The sequence below is a fragment of the Cellulosimicrobium funkei genome (assembly GCF_900155925.1).
Taxonomy (GTDB): domain Bacteria; phylum Actinomycetota; class Actinomycetes; order Actinomycetales; family Cellulomonadaceae; genus Cellulosimicrobium; species Cellulosimicrobium funkei.
In genome coordinates this window covers 681,945-695,398 of record NZ_FTMI01000001.1, presented here as the reverse complement: position 1 = coordinate 695,398, position 13,454 = coordinate 681,945, and the positions used below count along the sequence as shown (strand labels likewise).

14 protein-coding genes are annotated in these 13,454 nt (G+C 75.3%); 5 read left to right on the top strand and 9 right to left on the bottom strand.

Annotated elements, in window-relative coordinates; genetic code table 11:
* Nucleotides 1-32: 32 nt before the first annotated feature.
* On the top strand, nt 33-2,057 hold the full coding sequence (locus BXA05_RS03020; protein ID WP_076404090.1) for an NHL domain-containing thioredoxin family protein: 2,025 nt from the start codon (nt 33-35) through the stop codon (nt 2,055-2,057).
* Between the two features lie 81 nt (nt 2,058-2,138).
* Here BXA05_RS03020 and BXA05_RS03015 read toward each other — a convergent pair whose 3' ends face one another.
* The 5 genes from BXA05_RS03015 to BXA05_RS02995 form a co-directional block, all read right to left on the bottom strand.
* Nucleotides 2,139-2,387 (bottom strand): hypothetical protein, encoded by a 249-nt coding sequence (locus BXA05_RS03015; RefSeq protein WP_021482232.1) that lies wholly within the window; start codon nt 2,385-2,387, stop codon nt 2,139-2,141.
* Nucleotides 2,388-2,536: 149 nt separating this feature from the next.
* A complete protein-coding gene (locus BXA05_RS03010) occupies nt 2,537-3,001 on the bottom strand; it encodes a PTS sugar transporter subunit IIA (protein WP_061267011.1) in 465 nt (154 codons plus the stop codon).
* Nucleotides 3,001-3,231: a PTS sugar transporter subunit IIB gene (locus tag BXA05_RS03005; RefSeq protein WP_061267010.1), complete on the bottom strand. Its 231-nt coding sequence runs from the start codon at nt 3,229-3,231 to the stop codon at nt 3,001-3,003. Before BXA05_RS03005 ends, BXA05_RS03010 begins: the two co-directional genes overlap by 1 nt.
* A gap of 128 nt (nt 3,232-3,359) precedes the next feature.
* The gene (locus BXA05_RS03000) at nt 3,360-3,605 is read right to left on the bottom strand and encodes a PTS sugar transporter subunit IIB (protein WP_021482555.1); all 246 of its coding nucleotides are present in this window, start codon (nt 3,603-3,605) and stop codon (nt 3,360-3,362) included.
* Entirely contained in the window at nt 3,602-4,459 is an 858-nt protein-coding gene (locus BXA05_RS02995; RefSeq protein WP_076403813.1) for a GntR family transcriptional regulator, read from the bottom strand. The genes BXA05_RS03000 and BXA05_RS02995 overlap by 4 nt, the downstream gene beginning before the upstream one ends.
* A 360-nt stretch (nt 4,460-4,819) precedes the next feature.
* Here BXA05_RS02995 and BXA05_RS02990 point away from each other — a divergent pair, with 360 nt between their 5' ends.
* Together BXA05_RS02990 and ptsP are read left to right on the top strand one after the other, a co-directional pair.
* The gene (locus BXA05_RS02990) at nt 4,820-6,217 is read left to right on the top strand and encodes a PTS transporter subunit EIIC (RefSeq protein ID WP_082774278.1); all 1,398 of its coding nucleotides are present in this window, start codon (nt 4,820-4,822) and stop codon (nt 6,215-6,217) included.
* 50 nt (nt 6,218-6,267) lie between these two features.
* Nucleotides 6,268-7,947: a phosphoenolpyruvate--protein phosphotransferase gene (gene ptsP / locus BXA05_RS02985; RefSeq protein WP_143311042.1), complete on the top strand. Its 1,680-nt coding sequence runs from the start codon at nt 6,268-6,270 to the stop codon at nt 7,945-7,947.
* Nucleotides 7,948-7,991: 44 nt separating this feature from the next.
* Here the strand turns inward: ptsP and BXA05_RS02980 are convergent, their stop codons facing one another.
* Nucleotides 7,992-8,261 (bottom strand): HPr family phosphocarrier protein, encoded by a 270-nt coding sequence (locus BXA05_RS02980; RefSeq protein WP_061267008.1) that lies wholly within the window; start codon nt 8,259-8,261, stop codon nt 7,992-7,994.
* 154 nt (nt 8,262-8,415) lie between these two features.
* On the opposite strand from BXA05_RS02980, the gene BXA05_RS02975 reads away from it, so the two are divergent.
* Nucleotides 8,416-9,369 carry a sugar phosphate isomerase/epimerase family protein gene (locus BXA05_RS02975; protein WP_083711436.1) on the top strand — a complete coding sequence of 318 codons (954 nt, stop codon included), beginning with the start codon at nt 8,416-8,418 and terminating at the stop codon, nt 9,367-9,369.
* Nucleotides 9,370-9,379: 10 nt separating this feature from the next.
* Here BXA05_RS02975 and BXA05_RS02970 read toward each other — a convergent pair whose 3' ends face one another.
* Both BXA05_RS02970 and BXA05_RS02965 read right to left on the bottom strand, forming a co-directional pair.
* A complete protein-coding gene (locus tag BXA05_RS02970) occupies nt 9,380-10,744 on the bottom strand; it encodes a hypothetical protein (protein WP_076403811.1) in 1,365 nt (454 codons plus the stop codon).
* Nucleotides 10,741-11,313, bottom strand: a complete 573-nt coding sequence (locus BXA05_RS02965; RefSeq protein WP_061267006.1) for a SigE family RNA polymerase sigma factor — start codon at nt 11,311-11,313, stop codon at nt 10,741-10,743. Before BXA05_RS02965 ends, BXA05_RS02970 begins: the two co-directional genes overlap by 4 nt.
* A gap of 215 nt (nt 11,314-11,528) precedes the next feature.
* On the opposite strand from BXA05_RS02965, the gene BXA05_RS02960 reads away from it, so the two are divergent.
* The gene (locus BXA05_RS02960; RefSeq protein WP_076403809.1) at nt 11,529-12,860 is read left to right on the top strand and encodes an MFS transporter; all 1,332 of its coding nucleotides are present in this window, start codon (nt 11,529-11,531) and stop codon (nt 12,858-12,860) included.
* 9 nt (nt 12,861-12,869) lie between these two features.
* On the opposite strand, the gene BXA05_RS02955 is transcribed toward BXA05_RS02960, so the two are convergent.
* Nucleotides 12,870-13,271 (bottom strand): winged helix-turn-helix transcriptional regulator, encoded by a 402-nt coding sequence (locus BXA05_RS02955; RefSeq protein ID WP_082774275.1) that lies wholly within the window; start codon nt 13,269-13,271, stop codon nt 12,870-12,872.
* Nucleotides 13,272-13,454 lie beyond the last annotated feature (183 nt).

The window sequence follows — 13,454 nt, the reverse complement described above, 5'->3', positions numbered from 1 at the left end:
TCCACAGCGCGCCGGCGCGCGAGAATGGCCGCGTGACCACCGAGCGACTTCCCCGTGTCCGCGCGTCCGAGCTCGTCGGGCGCGGCTGGCTCAACACCGGCGGCCGCGACCTGACCCTCGCCGACCTGCGCGGCAAGATCGTCCTGGTCGACTTCTGGACCTTCTGCTGCGTCAACTGCCTGCACGTCCTCGACGAGCTGCGCGAGCTCGAGGAGCGGCACCGAGACGTGCTGGTCGTCGTCGGCGTGCACTCGCCGAAGTTCGAGCACGAGGCGGACCCGGCGGCGCTCGCGGCCGCGGTCGAGCGGTACGAGGTCCACCATCCCGTGCTCGACGACCCGGAGCTCGTCACCTGGTCCGCGTACGCGGCGCGCGCCTGGCCGACGCTCGTGGTCGTCGACCCCGAGGGCTACGTCGTCGCGCAGATGGCGGGGGAGGGGCACGCGTCCGCGATCGCCGCGCTCGTCGAGGAGCTCGTCGCGGAGCACGACGCGAAGGGCACGCTGCACCGGGGCGACGGCCCGTACGTGGCGCCCGAGCCGTCGTCGGGCACGCTGCGCTTCCCCGCGAAGGCGATCGAGCTGCCCGGTGGCAACATCCTCGTCGCGGACGCCGGGCACCACGCGCTCGCCGAGCTCCTGCCCGACGGCGAGACCCTCGTCCGGCGCATCGGGTCCGGCGAGCGCGGGCTCGCCGACGGCGGCCCCGAGGACGCGCGGTTCGCCGAGCCGAACGGGCTGTGCCTGGTCCCGGTCGAGCTCCGGCCGTGGCTCGGGTACGACGTCGTCGTCGCGGACACGGCCAACCACGTCCTGCGCGGGGTCCGCCTCGAGGACGGCCACGTGACCACCGTCGCGGGGACGGGCGAGCAGTTCATGGTCGGCGGGGTCGAGAACGTCGTGCTGCGGGAGGGACGGGGCGCCGACGTCACGGGCCACGGTCCTGCCGAGGCGGGCGGGCAGTACGCGCCGCTCGACGTGCGCCTCTCGTCGCCGTGGGACGTGGCCTGGTCGCAGGACCTCGCTGCGTTCGTCGTCGCGATGGCCGGGAACCACACGCTGTGGGCGTTCGACGGCGAGCAGGGCTCGATGACGCACCTCGCCGGGACCATGAACGAGGGTCTGGAGGACGGGCCGGGAGCGTCGGCCTGGTTCGCCCAGCCGTCCGGGCTGGCCGTCGCATCCGACGGCGCCGTCTGGGTCGCCGACGCCGAGACCTCGGCGCTGCGCCGCGTGACCGCGGTCACCGGTGGAGATGTCGAGGTGCGGACCGCCGTCGGGCAAGGGCTGTTTGACTTCGGCCACCGCGACGGCCCGGCCGAGCAGGCGCTGATGCAGCACCCGCTCGGGGTCGCGACGCTGCCCGACGGGAGCGTCGTCGTCGCCGACACCTACGACGGCGCGCTGCGCCGGTTCGCGCCCGCGGCCGGTGACGCCGGGAGCGTCGGGGACGACACCTCCGGAACCCGCCTCGCCGGCGAGGTCACGACCCTGGCGACGGGCCTCGCGGAGCCGAGCGGCGTCGTCGTGCAGGTGGGCGAGGGGCCGGACGGCGAGCCGCAGGTCCACCTGCTCGTCGTGGAGTCCGCGGCGCACCGCCTGACGCGCGTCGCGCTCCCGGCGTCGCTCGCGGGCGAGGTGCTCGACGGCGGCGCGCACCGCACGCAGCGCCCCGTCACCGACATCGGGGCCGGGCCGCTGTGGCTCGACGTGCCGTTCGTCCCGGCGCCGGGGCAGAAGCTCGACGACCGGTTCGGTCCGTCGACGGAGCTGCGCGTGAGCGCGACGCCGCCCGAGCTCCTGCTGTCCGGGGAGGGCGTCGGCGTCGAGCTCGGGCGCGACCTGGTCATCAACCCCGCGGTCGGGGAGGGCGTCCTGCACGTGACGGCCCGGGCGGCGTCGTGCGACGTCGTCCCCCTCGGCCCGGACGGCGAGCCCGACCCGGACGTGTTCCCCGCGTGCCACCTCGCGCAGCAGGACTGGGGCGTGCCGGTCCGCGTGGTCGACCGCGGCGAGCCGGGGGACGTCCCGTCCCTCACCCTCCCGCTGCGCGGCTAGACCACGGTCCTCACCGGGGCCGTCGGTGGACGTGCGCGGGGTCGGGCTCCGACGGAGCCCGACCCCGGTGACGCATGATCGTCAGCAGGCGGTCCAGGAGTGGCCGAGGATGTGGCCCGCGGTGCTGAAGGTCTTGGACTGCCCGCCCAGGAGCCGGTAGGTGGCCGTCGTCTTCGCCCCGCCGGCGTTGGCGTAGGAGATCACGAGGACCCGGCAGCTGCCGAACGTGTTGGTGTACGTCCGTGTCTCCGCCGCGTTCGCGACGGTCGGCGTGGCGAGGGCCAGCGCCGCAGCGGCGGCGACGACGGCGACGAGCTTCTTGAACTTCATCGTTCCCCCTTCATCGGGTGTGATGCGCGAGCATCCTGACGCCGTGCTCGCCCCCTGTGGACGTGGCGTCAGTATCGAAGGCTCGCATATGGAAGGGGTCCGCACAATCGCTCGCCGTGGCCCTCCCGGCCGATCGGGGGCCCGACGCATCAGCCCCAGGTGAGCAGCTCCTCGCCGTGGGCGGCCCACGCACCGACCTCGGCGAGCGAGGTCACGTCGTCGGGCGCCGCCTCGAGCGCGACCACGGGGCACACGGCCGAGCGGCCGCCGGCGCGCACGGCCTTCGGGTCCCACGTGACGAGCACCGTGCCGCGCTGGACGTGGTCGCCCTGCGCGACGTGCGTCGTGAAGCCCTCGCCGCCGAGCTGGACGGTGTTGATGCCGAGGTGCACGAGGACCGCGCGGCCGTCGTCGTGCTGGACGACGAACGCGTGCGGGTGCAGCTTGACGACCGTGCCCGTGATGGGCGCGACGGCCTCGCCGCCCTGCGCGTCGTCGGGCTCGACCGCGAGCCCGGGGCCGACGAGCCCGGCGGAGAAGACGGGGTCGTCGACGTCGCCGACGTCCACGACCGTGCCCGTGACGGGGACGAGCACCGTGAGCGGCGCCGCCATCAGCGGAGGTCCTCGATGTCGGAGGCGATGTTGTCCGCCTCGGGGCCGACGATGACCTGGATCGCGGCGCCCGACCGCACGACGGCGATCGCCCCGGCCGCGGTCAGCGTGGCGTCGTCGACGAGCGCCGGATCCTCGACCTCGACGCGCAGGCGCGTGATGCACGCCTCCAGGTCGAGGACGTTCGCGTCGCCGCCGAGGCCTCGGAGGATCTGCTCTGCCTTGCTCACGGGTGCTCCTCGTGGTCGGGGTCCGGCCGGGGCCGGGTCGGGGGGCCCGGCCGGCAGCCGTGCCGGTCGGGGTGCGCGGGGTGCGCTGGAGAAGGGCGGTGGCCCGGGTCGCGCCCGGGCCGGGTTCCTCACATGAGGTCGGCGAGGTCGGACGCGATGGTGTCGACCTGCGGGCCGACCACCACCTGCACGACCCGCCCGTTCACCATGACGCCGAACGCGCCGGCGCGGCGCAGGAGCGCGGCGTCGACGAGTGCGGGGTCCTTGACGAGCGACCGGAGCCGCGTGGTGCACGGGTCGATCTCCTCGATGTTCCCCACCCCGCCGAGGCCGGCGAGGATCGTCGCGGCGCGTTCCGCGTCGGACTGTGTCATCGGTCGTTCCCTTCGGTCGCCCGTGCCGGCACCGGCACGGGGGCGAGCTGGTCGGTCGGCGCGTCGTCGGTGACGGCGCCCCCGTCCGCGGCGGCGGCGTCGTCGGCGGTGGTGCTGCGCGGCACGAGCGTCGGGCGCGCCTCGCGCAGCGGGACGAAGACGCTGTACCGGTCGCCGCGGTAGCTGGACCGGGAGTACATGAGGGGCGAGTCGCCCGCGAACGTGCGTCGCACGGTGCGCATGACGGCGCGCGAGGCGCGGAGCCCGAGCAGCTTCTGCTCCTGGACGGTGGCGTCGGACGCGGTGATCGTGTCCTCGCCCCACGTCGGCGCGAGGCCGCGCTCGCGCAGGGCGCCGTACAGGCTCTCGGGCACGCCGTCGTCGAGCAGGTCGGGGGCGAGGTCCACGGGGATCCAGGCCTCCTCGACGCTCATGGGCGACCCGTCCGCGGTGCGCAGGCGCACGACGTGGTGCATCGGGTCGCCGGTCGCGCGGCCGAGCGACTCGGCGACGGAGGCGGGCGCGGGGACGGTCCCGACCTCCAGCACCTCGGTGCCCGGCTCCATGCCGCGCCGTCGTGCCTCCTCGCCGAACGTCGTGAGGCGCATCTCGAAGTCGGCGCGCGGCGGAGCGACGAAGGTGCCCCGCCCCTGCGCGCGCTCCAGCACGCCCTCCGTGACGAGCGCGTCGACGGCCTGGCGCACGGTCATGCGCGAGACGCCGAACTTCTCGGTGAGGCTGCGCTCGGACGGCACCGCGTCGCCGACGGAGAGCTCGCTCGCCACGAGGTCGGCGAGGTAGGCGCGCACCGTGAGGTACTTGTGCTCGCTCGCCTGCGATCGTGACCTGCTCATCGTCGTGCCGCGTCCTCGTCCTCGTGCCGTCCCTGGTCCCGGTCGTCGCCGACCGTCCTGCTCCGGTGCCGCGTTCTCCACGGCTGCATTCTCGTTGCCCGGCCGTGGTGCGACCTGCGGCGACGCGCCCCGCGGGGCCCGCCGTGTGTCCCGGGTCACCCTCGGGGGTTGACACATCATGAGGTCTAGACCACTCTTCCTGCAAGTGGTCCAGACAACCTGGACCGACAGCCCGGGCACGACGACCCCAGGTCTTCTCGTCGCGCCCCGGGACCGGCAACGACGCCGCTCGACGTCGCGCCACAGCCGCCGCACGACGCACCTCGCCTGCGCCCCAGGCCTGCCCAGGAGGAGAAGGACATGACGACCGTCGCCGAACCGACGAGGACCAAGAGGGGGGTGCCCGGCTTCGCGCAGCTCCAGCGCGTCGGGCGCTCGCTCATGCTGCCCATCGCGTCGCTGCCCGCCGCCGCGCTGCTGCTGCGCCTCGGCCAGCCGGACATGCTCGGGGCCGACGGCGTCGCCGGCACCTTCGCGTGGATGCAGCCCGTCGCCGACGTCCTCGGCGCCGCCGGGAACGCGCTGTTCAGCAACCTCCCGATCATCTTCGCCCTCGGCGTCGCGGTCGGGTACGCGAAGAAGTCGGACGGCACGACGGGGCTCGCCGCCCTCATCGGCTACCTCGTCTTCAAGGGCGTCAGCGACTCGCTCTCGCCCTACGTGCTCGGCGAGGCGGCGGAGGGCGAGACGCAGGCGCTCATCAACTACGGCGTGCTCGGCGGCATCGTCATCGGCCTGACGGCCGCGCTCCTGTACCAGAAGTACTACCGGATCAAGCTGCCGCAGTACCTCGCGTTCTTCGGCGGTCGGCGGTTCGTGCCGATCGTCACGGCGGGCGTCTCGGTGCTCATCGCCGTGGTGGGCGCGCTGATCTACCCCGCGTTCGACTGGCTCATCAACGAGCAGATCGGCGGGTTCGTCACGGGCTCGACCATCCTCGGCGCGTTCGTCTTCGGCACGCTCAACCGCCTCCTCGTGCCCATCGGCCTGCACCACCTGCTCAACTCGCTGCCGTGGTTCCAGTTCGGCGAGTACACCGCCGCCGACGGCACGGTCGCGCAGGGCGACATCTTCCGGTTCCTCGCGGGCGACCCCACCGCGGGCACCTTCCTCACCGGGTTCTTCCCCATCATGATGTTCGCGCTCCCGGCCGCCGCGCTCGCGATCGTCCACACCGCCAAGCCGGCGCAGCGCAAGGTCGTCGCGGGCATCATGGGCTCGGCCGCGCTCGTCTCGTTCGTCACGGGCGTCACCGAGCCGCTCGAGTTCGCGTTCGTGTTCGTCGCCTACCCGCTGTACGTCATCCACGCGGTGCTCACCGGCACGTCGATGGCGCTCGTCAACGCGCTCGGCATCCGCGACGGGTTCGGCTTCTCCGCGGGCGCGATCGACTACCTGCTGAACTTCCGGATCGCCGAGATGCCGCTGCTTCTCATCCCCATCGGGCTCGGGTACGCGGTGCTCTACTACGTCCTCTTCCGCTTCGTCATCACCCGCTGGAACCTGCGGACGCCGGGTCGTGAGGACGACGACGCGGAGGGCGCCGTCCAGGCGACGGGCGCCGTGGACACCACCGACGACGCCCGGCCGGACGCCTCGGCGGCCGAGGCCGCGTCGGTGCGGCGCGCGGCCGCTGACACCGCGGAGGCAGGCACCCCGAGCCGGACGGGCGCGTCCGGCGGCGGGGGCACGGCGTGACGCTCGCCGACGACGTGACGCGCGCCCCGGCGCGGGCCGCCGACCCGGGGCTGACCGGCGTGCCGGTCAGCCCCGGGCGGGGGGCGGGGCCGGTGGCCCGGATGCCCGGCTCGGTCGCGGAGCCGGACCCGGCTCCGCTGTCCGCCGCCGCGTCGGGCGCCGACGTCGACCTCGCGGTGACGCAGGTCCTCGCGGCGGTGACGACGGTCCAGGAAGACCTCACGGCCCGCGCAGCGCGGGCCGAGGGCACCGCGGCGGAGGTCCTGGGGGTGACCGCCGCGATGGCGGCCGACCCCGCCCTGGCGCGCGACGCCGTCGGGCGGGTGCGCGAGCAGCGGGCCACCCCGGCCCGGGCCGTGTGGGACGCGGCGGGGGTCGTCGTCGGGCGGCTCGAGGCGCTGGGCGGCCTCCTCGCCGAGCGGGCGCGCGACGTGCGGGACGTGCGCGACCGGATCGTCGCGACCCTGCTCGGCCTCCCCGTACCCGGCGTGCCCGATCCGGGCCACCCGTTCGTGCTCGTGGCCGACGACCTCGCGCCCGCGGACACGGCACAGCTCGATCCCGAGCGCGTGCTCGCGGTCGTCACGCGGGGTGGTGGGCCGACGTCGCACACCGCGATCCTCGCGCGCGCCCTGGGCATCCCGGCCGTCGTCGCGGTCGAGGGCGCGCTCGCGCTGCACGACGGTGAGACCGTGCTCGTGGACGGCGGCCTCGGCACGGTGGAGCGCGACCCGTCGGAGCACGACGTGGCGGCGGTCGTCGCGGCCCGGGGTACGCGCCGCGTCCGGCGGCGCCTCGACGGCCCGGGGCGGACGGCGGACGGCCGCCGCGTGGAGCTGCTCGCCAACGTCGCGGACGGCGCGGACGCGCGCGCCGCCGCCGAGGCGGGCGCGGAGGGTGTCGGGCTGTTCCGCACCGAGGTCTGCTTCCTCGGTCGCACCGTCGAGCCGACGGTCGACGAGCAGGTCGCGGCCTATCGGGAGGTGCTCGCCGCGTTCCCGGGCCGCAAGGTCGTCGTGCGCACGCTCGACGCGGGCGCCGACAAGCCGCTCCCGTTCGTCACCCCCGACGCCGAGCCGAACCCCGCGCTCGGGGTGCGCGGCCTGCGGACCGCGCGCCGCCACCCCGACGTGCTCGACCGCCAGCTCACGGCCGTCGCGCGCGCGGCGGAGGCGGAGGCGGCCGACGTGTGGGTCATGGCGCCGATGATCGCGACGCCGGACGAGGCGGAGTCTTTCGTCGCGCTGTGCGCGGACCACGGCCTCGCGACGGCGGGCGTGATGATCGAGGTGCCGGCCGCGGCCCTCGGCGCGCGCTGGGTGCTGGCCAGGGCGGCGTTCGCGAGCATCGGCACGAACGACCTCACGCAGTACACGATGGCGGCCGACCGCGAGGTCTCCGACCTCGCGCGCCTGTCCACCGCGTGGCAGCCGACGGTCCTCGCGCTCGTCGGGGCCACGGGCTCGGGGGCGGCGCTCAACGGGCGACCGCTCGGCGTGTGCGGGGAGGCGGCGGCCGACCCGGTGCTCGCCCCGGTGCTCGTCGGGCTCGGCGTGACGTCGTTGTCCATGACGCCGCGCGCGCTCCCGGACGTCGCCGCGGTGCTGGCGGCCACGACGTCGGGGGAGTGTGAGGAGCTCGCGTTCCTCGCGCTCCAGCAGCCCACGCCCGACGCCGCGCGCGCAGCAGTGCGCGCCCGGCTCCCCGTGCTCGACGAGCTGGGTCTGTGACGAGCGCCGTGCCCGGCCCCGCGCCCGCGGGGCCGGGCACCGCGTCAGGCGACCTCGGTCTGCTCCAGGAAGGCGACGAGCGCGTCGATCGACGCGCTCGCTTCGTCGCCGTCGGCGTCGGTGGAGAGCACGACCTCGTCCCCGGCCGAGACGCCGAGCGTCATGACCCCGAGGATGCTCGCCGCCTCGACGGCGTCGCCGCCGGGCTTGGCGATGCGCACGGGCGCGGGCTGGGCGGCGGCAGTCTTGACGAAGAGCGCGGCCGGGCGGGCGTGCAGGCCCTCGGTGATCGCGACGACGACGGCACGGTCCATGGTGTTCCTCCGGCAGACAAGTGGTCTGGACCAGTGCATCCTAGGCGATCCGGCCCGGAAAGGGGAGGGTCGGAAGCCCTTCGCGCGGCGCGGCGTCGTCGGCGCCGCCCGTCCGCTGGTGTGGGCCACAGCGGACGGGTCTAGGGTGACCGGCATGTCAGACGCGACGACGCCGCGAGACGCCCCCCGGTCACCGGGGGAGCAGCCGCGCATCCACGTCACGCTGTCCACGGCGAGCGTCTACCCGCGCAAGGCCCAGTACGCCTTCGAGGCGGCGGCCGACCTCGGGTACGACGGCGTCGAGGTCATGGTGTGGTCCGACGAGACGACGCAGGACGCCGCGGCGCTGCGCCGGCTCTCCGCCGAGCACGACGTGCCGATCCGCAGCATCCACGCGCCCACGCTCCTCGTGAGCCAGCGCGTGTGGGGACGGTCGCCCGGCCCCAAGCTGCGGCGCAGCGTCGAGCTGGCGCAGGAGGTCGGGGCGAGCACCGTCGTCGTGCACCCGCCGTTCCGCTGGCAGTACCGGTACGCGCGCGAGTTCGAGGACCTCGTCGGCGAGCTCGACGAGACCGAGGGCGTCACCATCGCGGTCGAGAACATGTACCCGTGGCGCAGCCGCAAGCGCGAGATGCAGGCGTACCTGCCCGGCTGGGACCCGTCCGAGCACGGCTACGAGCACGTCACGCTCGACCTGTCGCACGCCGCCGTCGCGCAGCAGGACGCGCTCGCGCTGCTCGAGGTGTTCGACGGCCGCCTCGCGCACGTGCACCTCGCGGACGGGTCGTCGTCCATCACGGACGAGCACCTCGTCCCCGGGCGCGGCGACCAGCCGTGCGACCTCGTCCTCGCCGAGCTCGTGCGCCGCGGCTGGGAGGGGGACGTCGTCGTCGAGATCTCGACGCGGCGCGCCCGCACCGCGGCCGAGCGGCGCGAGGACCTCGCCGCCTCGCTGTTCTTCGCGCGCACCTACCTCACGCCCGGGCCGCACCCCGGGTACTCGCCACCGCCCGGACCTCCGCACCGCCACGTCGACGCGTGGGGCGAGGCGGAGGCGCGCGAGATAGCGGCGGCGGAGGACGCCGCGGGCAGCGCCGGCACCGGCTGACGGCGGAGCGTCAGAACCGTAGCGAGCCGAGGATCCCGCGCAGCGTCTCGAGCCCCGCGTCGTCACCGGGCAGCGAGATCATCAGCATGAGGTTCTCTCCGCCGTCCGCGCCGTGGACCCGGACGTCCGCGCTGAGCGCCGAGATCCCGTCGTCCGCCCAGAACGGCCCCTGGTGCAGGAGCACCTCGGCGAAGTCGGCGCCCGGGACCTCGATCCGCTGCCCGTGCCACCCCTCGCCGGAGTAGTCGAACGCGCGCGCCCCGGAGCCGCCTCGCTGGACGAACATGTTCCAGTGCACGTCGGGGGACGTGCCGTCCTGGACAGGCCCGGGGTTCGTGGCGAACGGGCCCGTCCACTCCACGCCGGGACCGTAGTTGCCCTCGACGTCGGCGACGGTCCAGCCCGGCGGCACGGCGTAGGAGAGGGTGCCGGTCGTTGCCGTCTGCCACCCGGCGGGCGTGCCCGTGGTGAGCGGGCCGATCTCCGGGTACGTGTACGTCGGGCTGAACCACTCCGGCGCGCCCTCGGCCGCTAACCACAGGTTGCCGAGGAAGTCGCGGGCGAGCTCGTCGCCCACGGCGTCGTCCGTGAAGTCGAGGCGGATCGTCCAGCCCGTTCCGCCGTACCGGACCCGGGCCTCCCAGCGGGCGAGGTCCGGGTCGTCGGCCGGGCCCCGCGTCACCACGACGAAGTCCGAGCCGGGGACCTCGACCGTCCAGGCCCCGGAGTCCCGGGCCGGCACGACCCACGACGCGGCCCCGGGGTCGACGTCGATGCTCACCGTGGCGCCGGAGTCGACCATGGGCGGCGGGACCGCGTCCGCGGGGATCTCCGACCCCGGAGGGGCCCAGTGCTCCGGGCCCTTCCAGCGGACCGACGCGGGCTCGCCGGACGCCTCGCCCTCGACCTCCCACCCCCCGGGGGGCAGCGTGTACGTGAGCCCGCCCTGCACGGTGTAGTCCCCGTGGTGCGTGCCGACGACGCCGTGCTCGACACCCGGCAGCTCCGGCAGCTCGCCGTCGCCCACCGGCAGGTAGCGTGCGGGCTCCTGCGGTGGCGCCGCGGGAGCGGGGGCCGCTCCCTCCGACGCCGGTGCGGTGGTCCGCGCGGGGGCCGCCGCGAGCGCGGGCGGCGGCGCCGACCCGCGGGACAGGGCCCCGGGGAGGAGCGCCGCGACCGCGACCAGCGCCGCCACGGCGACGGCCGACCCGCTCGCGGCGACCACGCGCCGTCGTGCCCGCACGCGCCGGACCGCGCGGCGCGCCAGAGCGTCCGGGTCCAGCGTGGGCGGCACCTCGACGGCGGTCTGCGCGGCGCGCACCCGCTCCACGAGGTCCTCGTCGTCCGGGGTCCTGCGTTCCGGCGTCGTGCTCATCGCTCGGTCTCCGTCCCGTGCTCGGGTGCGATCAGGGTGCGCAGGCGGGCCAGGGCCCGGGACCCGGTCGACTTCACGGTGCCGACCGCGATCCCGAGCTCTGCGGCGGTCTCGGCCTCGGACCGGTCGAGGACGTAGCGCAGCAGGACGACCCGCCGCTGCTTGACGGGGAGGGCGAGCAGGGCCCGCACGACCCGGTCCCGGTCCTCGATCCCGGACGAGTCGCCCGTCGCCGGGACGTCGAGACCCACGAGGGTGTCGTGCTCCACGGAGACCTCCCTCCGGGTGCGCCGCCACGAGTCGATGCGAGCCGTCACCACGACGCGGCGCGCGTAGGCGAACGGCTGCCCGTCGCCCACGCGCGTCCACGCGCGGAACGTCCGTTCGAGCGCGAGCTGCACCAGGTCGTGCGCCCGGTGCGCGTCCCCGCACAGCAGGTACGCGTACCGGTACAGGTCGGCGGAGCTCGTCCGGGCGAACTCGGTGAAGCGCTCCTCGGCGGTCAGGCCGACGCGCACGACCTGCACCTCGGGCGCGCCGCCCCACCGCTCGGTCGTGACGTCCGTCATGGCCGACCGCCCCCCTGCTGCGGTCGGCGCCTCGGCCGACGTCGGTTCCTCACGACTGCTAGACGCAGCGGAGGGTGCCACGGGTTCCACCTTTGTCCGGGAGCTCGCAGGGATCGCCCAGGATGCCACCGCCGACTCCCGGGCGTCCCGCGCCCGGCCGGCCCGCGCGGCCGGTCTGCCCGCGCGGCCTGCGGGCTGACGTAGGCTCGGCGGTCGTGGCTCGAGTCAACGGTCTTCTCGCCGACACGACCCCGCTGCGCATCTCCCCGCCGTTCCGCCGCCTGTGGTGGGGGCTCGGCATCTCCAACCTCGGCTCGCAGCTCACGGTCGTCGCCGTCGGCCTGCAGGTGTACGCGCTCACGGGCTCGTCGCTCGCGGTCGGCGTGCTCGGCCTCTGCGCGCTCGTCCCGCTGGTGGTGCTCGGGCTCTACGGCGGCGCGCTCGTCGACGCGTACGACCGCCGCAAGGTCGCGCTCGCGGCCTCGACGGCGCTGTGGGTGGTCACCGCGCTCATCGCCGTCCAGGCGTGGCTGCACCTGAACTCGGTCGGGGTGCTCTACGCGCTCGTCGCGGCGCAGTCCGCGGCGTTCGCGATCAACAACCCGGCGCGCTCCGCGATCATCCCGCGCCTCGTCGAGCCGCGGCTCCTGCCCGCGGCGAACGCGCTCCAGACGATCGCGTGGAACGTCGCGCTCACCGTCGGCCCGCTGGGCGGCGCGTTCCTCGTCGCGCTGTGGGGCTACCAGGTCGCGTACACGATCGACGCCGTCCTGTTCACGGCCGCGCTGTGGGCCGTGTGGCGGCTCCCCGACATCCCGCCTCTGCCCGCCGGGCCCGGCGCCCCGGCCGCGGTCGCCGCCGCCCCCGCGGGGCGCCGGCGCCGCGTCGTGGGGTGGCGGTCCGTCGTCGACGGCCTGCGGTACCTCGCGACCCAGCCCAACGTCCGCACGACGTTCCTCGTCGACCTCGCCGCGATGGTGCTCGCCTCGCCGCGCGTGCTCCTGCCCGCCGCCGGGGTCGTGTTCCTCGGGGGCGGCGAGGCGACGACGGGCGTCCTCACCGCGGCGTTCGCCGTCGGGGCGGTGCTCGCGGGCGTGTTCTCCGGGGGCCTGTCGCGCGTGCGGTGGCAGGGCCGCGTCATCGTGTGGGCGATCACGGCCTACGGGCTGTCGATCGTGCTGTTCGGCGTCGTGCTCCTCGGCGTGGACGCGACCACCCCGACGACCGTCCTCGTGGGCGGCGTCGTCGCGGCGAGCGTCGCGCTGGCGCTCGCGGGCGCGTCCGACGCCGTGAGCGCGGTGTTCCGCCAGACGATCCTCCAGACCGCGACGCCCGACGACATGCGCGGCCGCCTCCAGGGCGTGTTCATCGTCGTCGTCGCGGGCGGGCCCCGCCTCGGCGAGCTCGTCCTCGGCGCGCAGGCCACCTGGGTGGGGGAGGCGTGGGCCGCCGTCGCGGGCGGTGTCGCGTGCGTCGTCGTGCTGTGGCTCGTCGTGCGGGCCCAGCGCCGGTTCTGGCGCTACGACGCCCTGCACCCGGAGCCCTGAGGCCCCGGCTCAGCCGAGGCGTGCGGCGCCGATCCGCTCGATGCGGTCACGACCCCAGTCCCCGAGGGACTCGAGCGCCGCGTTGAGCGTGCTGCCGTGCTCGGTGAGGGAGTACTCGACGCGCGGCGGCACCTCCGGGAACACCTCGCGCACGAGCAAGCCGTCCGCCTCCATCTCGCGGAGCTGCTGCGCGAGCACCTTGTCGCTCACCCCGGGCAGGCTGCGCTTGAGCGCGGCGTACCGGCGCACGCCGTGGTCCTCGAGCTCCCAGAGGATGAGCGACTTCCACTTCCCGCTCACGACGTCCATCGCGGCGTCGAGCCCGCAGACGTAGGGCCCGCGCCGCGCGGTGCCGGTGGACGTGCCGGTGGGCGTCCCCGTGCCGGGGGAGGTGCGGACCGTCGTCGTCATCGTTCGCTCCTTCGTCGCAGACCCGTTCCGTTCCGGGGGACGCCCTGACCTGCACGCTCACCCAGAGGTGAGAACCCCACCTCGAAGTGCGTTCTTCCCGGGGGACCGCACGCCGGGGAGGGTGGACCGCGAGGGCACGCCGCGCCGCCGGCCGCCCCAGGACCCACGACCCGACCCGGAGGA

Bases quoted from the DNA above. Each gene is read 5' to 3' on its own strand.
- BXA05_RS03015 (WP_021482232.1), bottom strand. From the start codon at position 2,387: ATGAAGTTCAAGAAGCTCGTCGCCGTCGTCGCCGCCGCTGCGGCGCTG.
- BXA05_RS03010 (WP_061267011.1), bottom strand. From the start codon at position 3,001: ATGGCGGCGCCGCTCACGGTGCTCGTCCCCGTCACGGGCACGGTCGTG.
- BXA05_RS03000 (WP_021482555.1), bottom strand. From the start codon at position 3,605: ATGACACAGTCCGACGCGGAACGCGCCGCGACGATCCTCGCCGGCCTC.
- BXA05_RS02995 (WP_076403813.1), bottom strand. From the start codon at position 4,459: ATGAGCAGGTCACGATCGCAGGCGAGCGAGCACAAGTACCTCACGGTG.
- BXA05_RS02990 (WP_082774278.1), top strand. From the start codon at position 4,820: ATGACGACCGTCGCCGAACCGACGAGGACCAAGAGGGGGGTGCCCGGC.
- BXA05_RS02980 (WP_061267008.1), bottom strand. From the start codon at position 8,261: ATGGACCGTGCCGTCGTCGTCGCGATCACCGAGGGCCTGCACGCCCGC.
- BXA05_RS02975 (WP_083711436.1), top strand. From the start codon at position 8,416: ATGTCAGACGCGACGACGCCGCGAGACGCCCCCCGGTCACCGGGGGAG.
- BXA05_RS02970 (WP_076403811.1), bottom strand. From the start codon at position 10,744: ATGAGCACGACGCCGGAACGCAGGACCCCGGACGACGAGGACCTCGTG.
- BXA05_RS02965 (WP_061267006.1), bottom strand. From the start codon at position 11,313: ATGACGGACGTCACGACCGAGCGGTGGGGCGGCGCGCCCGAGGTGCAG.
- BXA05_RS02955 (WP_082774275.1), bottom strand. From the start codon at position 13,271: ATGACGACGACGGTCCGCACCTCCCCCGGCACGGGGACGCCCACCGGC.